Here is a 5,601-nt window from a genome sequence, read left to right as displayed (position 1 = left end):
GATAAGTGCTGATAACTTTTATCAAACTTCCAATGATCTTAGATTGGCAACAGCCGCATTGTATGCCGGTACACCCTGGGGAGACTGGAATTATAACTGTTATTTACCTGTAGGCGATGTGCTGAGTGGAAACATGGCGGTTGGTTACTGGGGAGATGCTGTGCAGCTTAATACTTTTACAGTTACCGGCCTAAACGGCATCATGGTCTCCAACTGGAAAGGGATGTATACTGTCATTGCACACTGTAATGTTACCATTAATGCCATCACACAAAAGGCGCCCAATACTATCCCTGACAAGGATAAGAATGCTGCTATTGCGGAAGCCCGCTTTATACGTGGATTTGCCTATTACAACCTGGCCGTGTTATGGGGCGCTGTACCTGTTATTGAGGATAACAGTAAGCTGATCATATCTCCATTGATCAACCGCATAAAAACAGAAGATGTATTTAAGTTCGCTATCAACGACCTGACCTTTGCAGCAGAAAATCTTCCGCCTGCCGATGCCGCCGGAAGGGTTACTACCTGGTCTGCGCAGGGCATGTTAAGTAAGGTTTATTTAACAGCCGCCGGGTTAAACCGCAGCGGCACCCGGGATCAGGCTTACCTGGATAGTGCAAGAAAATACGCCGGCAATGTTTGTAAGAACAGCGGCCTGGCGCTGCAGGCTAATTATGCCGATCTTTTTAAAACGCAGTTTAATGATAACCCCGAATCATTGTTTGCATTGCAGTGGGCCCCGGGTGGCGGCTGGCTGGAAGGAAATATGCTGCAGATCTATTCTCCCGGCGGTACGGAAATATCTGCCAATGGCTCGGCCGGCTGGTTTAATATCCGCCCAACCATAGATATGTACCAGCTTTACACCACTAAGGATTCTATAAGGCGTAAGGCTACTTTTATGATCAATGGTGATTATTATCCGGAGCTGAACGCAGCCGGCGGAGGATATAAATACACAGGTGATTGCGGGTTGAAGAAGCATATTATCGGTACAAACAAGGATAATAATGCGCCAACCATGAACCTGACCTCCTCATCAGAACACAATGCATTATTAAGACTGGCAGATGTGTACCTCATTTATGCCGAAGCCATACTCGGCAACAATGGTGCAAGCACCGATGGTGATGCGCTGCTGTACTTTAACAAGGTACGCGAAAGGGCCGGGATTGAGCCAACCACTAAAATTGATATGGATTCCGTGTATAAAGAGAGAAGGATAGAGCTGGCAGCAGAGGGGCAATATTGGATAGACCTGGTTAGGCTGTCTTATTACAACCCGGTAAAGGCAATTGGTAAATTAAACGGGGAAAGGCGTGTAACCTTTACCCTGCCAAATGGTGTTTTAACGCCTGCAGATCCGTATGGGGTTATTACGCCTGCAACTATTCAAAGCTTTACTTTCCCGATACCTTCTTCTGAGGTTACTGCCAACCCGAAATTGTTGGAACCTCCGGTATCCTATTATTAAGCACTACTAAAAACATTATACCGTGAATAAAATAATATTCAACCAGCACTATAGAAGCCTGCTGTTCCTGGCAATTGCTGCGGCCTTTGTATGGATGCAGTCCGGCTGTAAGAAGGATGCAGTGGAAGGCGGCGCTCCTGTTATAACAAGTGTGAGGAACTATGCAGCTTCGCCTGCAGATACCCTTGTAAATAATATCACTACCGGCCAATGGGTAGTATTGATCGGGCATAACTTAAAAGACGCGGTGCAGGTTTCCTTCAATGGCATACCCGCTACTATCAACAGCATAATGTTCTCAGATACCAGCGCCGCCGTGCTGGTGCCTGCAGTGATACCGTTTCCGTCCGTGTCGGCGGAAGACCTGAACACGATCCACTATGTTACCCGCAAAGGGGCTACCACCTTTACCTTTGGCATTGTGGCCCCGCCGCCCACTATTACCAGCATTTCCAATGAAAGTGCCAAAGAGGGCGATTCCGTTTATATCAACGGGCTGAATCTGTTTTTTATAGAGGAGCTAACCTTTGCCGGTACGCCGGTTACAAAATACAGCACCGCCGGTGATGGCACCTCTATTGGATTTGTATTGCCGGCGCTTACCCAAAGCGGACCGGTAGTAGTGACCACTAAATCCGGTACCGCATCTACTCCCTTTAATGTAAATGATTTTACAACCGGGATGCTGTGTGATTTTGATAATGTAAATACTTTCAGCTGGGGTACCGGTATTGAGAACAGCAGCGTCAATTTTCCCGGCAACAGGGGCAATTATGCGGTGTTGAGCAATGATGTGTTGCCGGCCGGTGATGGCACCTGGTGGGGCTGGCAGCGCAGTATAAATACGAACGACGTACAATGGGTGCCTGTTGACAGCTTGGGCCTTTCCCTGGATGACTATGCCGTTAAGTTTGAGATCAGCGTTCCCACCGCATGGTCCGGTACTTCTATTTATGTAATAAAAGGTTACGCATTTGATTATATGGCCCGCTATGAGCCCTGGCAGGGTACCAATAACACGGTAACCCCTTTCACTACAAAAGGGTGGCGTACCGTAACCATTCCATTGTCACTGTTCAGGAACAATGACGGTAAAGGTTCGGCCCCTGCAAGCCTGAGCGCTTTGCTGGGCGCCAGCGGCAATGGAGCAATCAATATCCAGACCAAGAACTTTGCTGCTACACCATCGGCTTCCGGCCTGAAGGCCGCTATTGATAATATAAGGGTGGTGAAGATTAAATAAGGCAAAAATTTTTAACCAAATACACAAATATGAAAACCAGGAGTTGGTTTGCGCTTACCGGCCTTATAATAGTGGCGGTGATGTCGGCATACTGTAGTAAGAAGAATGTTGTTACGCCGGAATTGTCGGTTTCTTTATCTGAAATTGTTTTTCAGGCAAATGGGGGCACATCTGATGTTAACATCGCCAGTAACGTACAATGGAATATCAGTAATCCGGCCCCGTGGCTGCAATTGAGCAAAACAGGCGGCAATAGCAGCCCTGCTTCCGTTCAATTGACCGCTGCGGCCAATACCACCGGCGCTTCCCGTTCAGCAATACTGGAGGTGAACGCTGGAAACAGCCAGGTGCGCAGGATCAATGTAACACAAGCCAGCAGCATATATCCTGGTTATAATACATCGCCCGCACCGGCTGATGCAACCGGCATGGGAAGCACTGCCGTGCAATTGGCCGCCAAATTTAAGCTGGGCTGGAACATTGGAAATACAATGGAAGCAATTGGCGGGGAAACCGCCTGGGGAAATCCGCAGATCAGCGAAAGCTATATCAAGGCTGTAAAAGCGCAGGGATTTACCGCCATCCGCCTGCCCTGTTCATGGGACTATTATTCCGATAAAACCACCGCTAAGATCCAGGATACCTGGCTTAACCGGGTAAAGCAGGTGGTGCAATATTGTGTGAATAATGATATGTATGTGCTGCTCAATATCCATTGGGACGGCGGCTGGCTGGAAAACAATATTAACGCTCAGAAGAAGGATTCCGTTAATGCCAAGCAGCAGGCTTTCTGGGAACAGATTGCTACCACCATGCGTGATTTTGATGAGCACTTAATGTTTGCAAGCGCCAATGAACCCGCTGCCGCTAATGCCGATCAGGTGGCGGTACTGGCCAGCTATCATCAAACCTTTGTTAATGCAGTACGGTCTACCGGCGGGCGTAACAGCTACCGGGTGCTGGTGGTGCAGGGACCGGAAACGAATATTGAAAAAACCAATGACCTGATGAATACCCTCCCCACAGATCCTGCGAAAGACCGCATGATGGTGGAGGTACATTATTATTCCCCTTCCCAGTTCTGTTTGCTGATGGATGGCGATGCCACCTGGGGTAAAATGTTTTACTACTGGGGTACCGGGCATCATTCAACCATTGAGCCTGAGCGCAATGCCACCTGGGGAGAGGAAAGTGATGTGAACGCCTCCATGGCCAGAATGAAAACGAAATACACTGATAAACAGATCCCGGTTATAATGGGTGAATATGGAACCTACAGGCGTAATAACAACAAGTATGTTCCCAAAGACCTGGCCACCCACAATGATGCGGTGGATTACTGGCTCACCTACGTAACCAAACAAGCCATAGCCAATGGTCTTAAGCCCTTTTACTGGGATACGGGCGGCGCTTTGGACCGGCGGAATAATACGGTGCTGGATAAACGCACTATTGATGCCATTGTGGCGGGTGGTAAATAGTTTTAGGCTGATTGACTTGTATGTATAGGGGATGAGATTTAACACATCCCTTATACATTTTTTAAACAGCTTAATAAGTGAAAGAATTGAAATAGAACTTTAATGAAATTGAAAAAAGTAGTAAGGCAATTTGTGCTTGGTTTAGCCGGCGTAATGATGGCAGGTATAGCCCATGCGCAGCTTTTGACAAACGAAAAAATGCAGGAGGAAAAGATCCGCTCGTGGATCAGCCAGATGACGCTGGCCGAAAAAGTTAGCCTCCTGCATGGAAATTCAAAATTTTACATATCGGGAATAAAAAGGTTAGGCATTCCTGAATGGGCATTAAGCGACGGGCCTCATGGCGTGCGTGCGGAAATAAACCGGCACGACTGGGCCTATGCCGGATGGACCAATGATTCCGCCACCTGTTTTCCGCCGGGTACAGCGCTGGCCGCCACCTGGAATCCTAAGCTGGCTTATGAGCGCGGAGTTGTATTGGGTGAAGAAGCCCGTTTCCGGAAAAAAGATATTTTACTGGGGCCTGGCATCAACATCATTCGCTCGCCGCTTTGTGGAAGGAATTTCGAATACATGAGCGAAGATCCGTTCCTTATTTCAAGAATGTCGGTTGCCTATATCAAAGCATTGCAGTCAAAAGATGTAGCGGTAAGTGTAAAACACTGGCTGGCTAATAACCAGGAAACGCACCGGGATTCTATTGATGTGTACATGAGCGAAAGGGCATTGCGTGAAATTTACTTGCCGGGGTTTAAAGCGTCGGTAACCGAAGGCGGCGCCTATACCGTAATGGCCGCATACAATAAGTTCAGAGGTAACTGGTGTGCTGAGAATGAATACCTGGACAGGGAGATCCTGCGTAAAGAGTTTGGCTTTAAAGGCGTGCTGATGACCGACTGGGCTGCCGCACATTCAACTGTAAAAGCCGCTTTAGCCGGTCTTGACCTGGAAATGGGAACGGATAAAAAGGATTATAACGAATGGTATTTCGCCGATCCATTGATCCGCGCAGTAGAAGAAGGCAAGATCTCTGTGGCTGTTGTTGATGAAAAGGTGGCCAATGTACTGCGTGTGATGATGAAGACAAAGATGTTTGATGAAGAAAAGCGGGAAAAAGGGAAGATGAATACGCCGCAGCACCAGCAGGCTGCCTATAACGATGCTGCTGAAGCGGCCGTGCTGTTGCAGAACAAAGGGAACCTGCTTCCGCTGGATTTCAATAAAATAAAATCTATTGCGGTGATCGGCGATAATGCTACCCGTAAGCATTGTAATGGCGGGCTTAGCTCCGAAATAAAAGCCCTGTACGAAATCACTCCGCTGGATGCTCTCCGGAAAAAATTCGGCGCTACGGTGAAAATAAATTTTGCACAGGGGTATGAAAAGCAATCCACTTTCAA

Annotated in this window: 4 protein-coding genes; all 4 read left to right on the top strand. The window is 47.8% G+C overall.

Annotation, left to right across the window (positions count from 1 at the left end):
* Nucleotides 1-1,477 (top strand): RagB/SusD family nutrient uptake outer membrane protein (locus VIM87_RS28115; RefSeq protein ID WP_332000199.1); only part of this gene is annotated, 1,477 nt, incomplete at its 5' end.
* A 22-nt stretch (nucleotides 1,478-1,499) separates the two neighbouring features.
* Nucleotides 1,500-2,720 (top strand): glycan-binding surface protein, encoded by a 1,221-nt coding sequence (locus VIM87_RS28110; RefSeq protein WP_332000198.1) that lies wholly within the window; start codon nucleotides 1,500-1,502, stop codon nucleotides 2,718-2,720.
* A gap of 29 nt (nucleotides 2,721-2,749) precedes the next feature.
* Entirely contained in the window at nucleotides 2,750-4,201 is a 1,452-nt protein-coding gene (locus VIM87_RS28105) for a cellulase family glycosylhydrolase (protein ID WP_332000197.1), read from the top strand.
* Between the two features lie 102 nt (nucleotides 4,202-4,303).
* A partial coding sequence (locus tag VIM87_RS28100) for a glycoside hydrolase family 3 protein (protein ID WP_332000196.1) occupies nucleotides 4,304-5,601 on the top strand: 1,298 nt, incomplete at its 3' end.

This window comes from Chitinophaga sp., assembly GCF_036569125.1.
Lineage (GTDB): Bacteria > Bacteroidota > Bacteroidia > Chitinophagales > Chitinophagaceae > Chitinophaga.
This window is presented reverse-complemented; position numbering and strand designations above follow the sequence as displayed.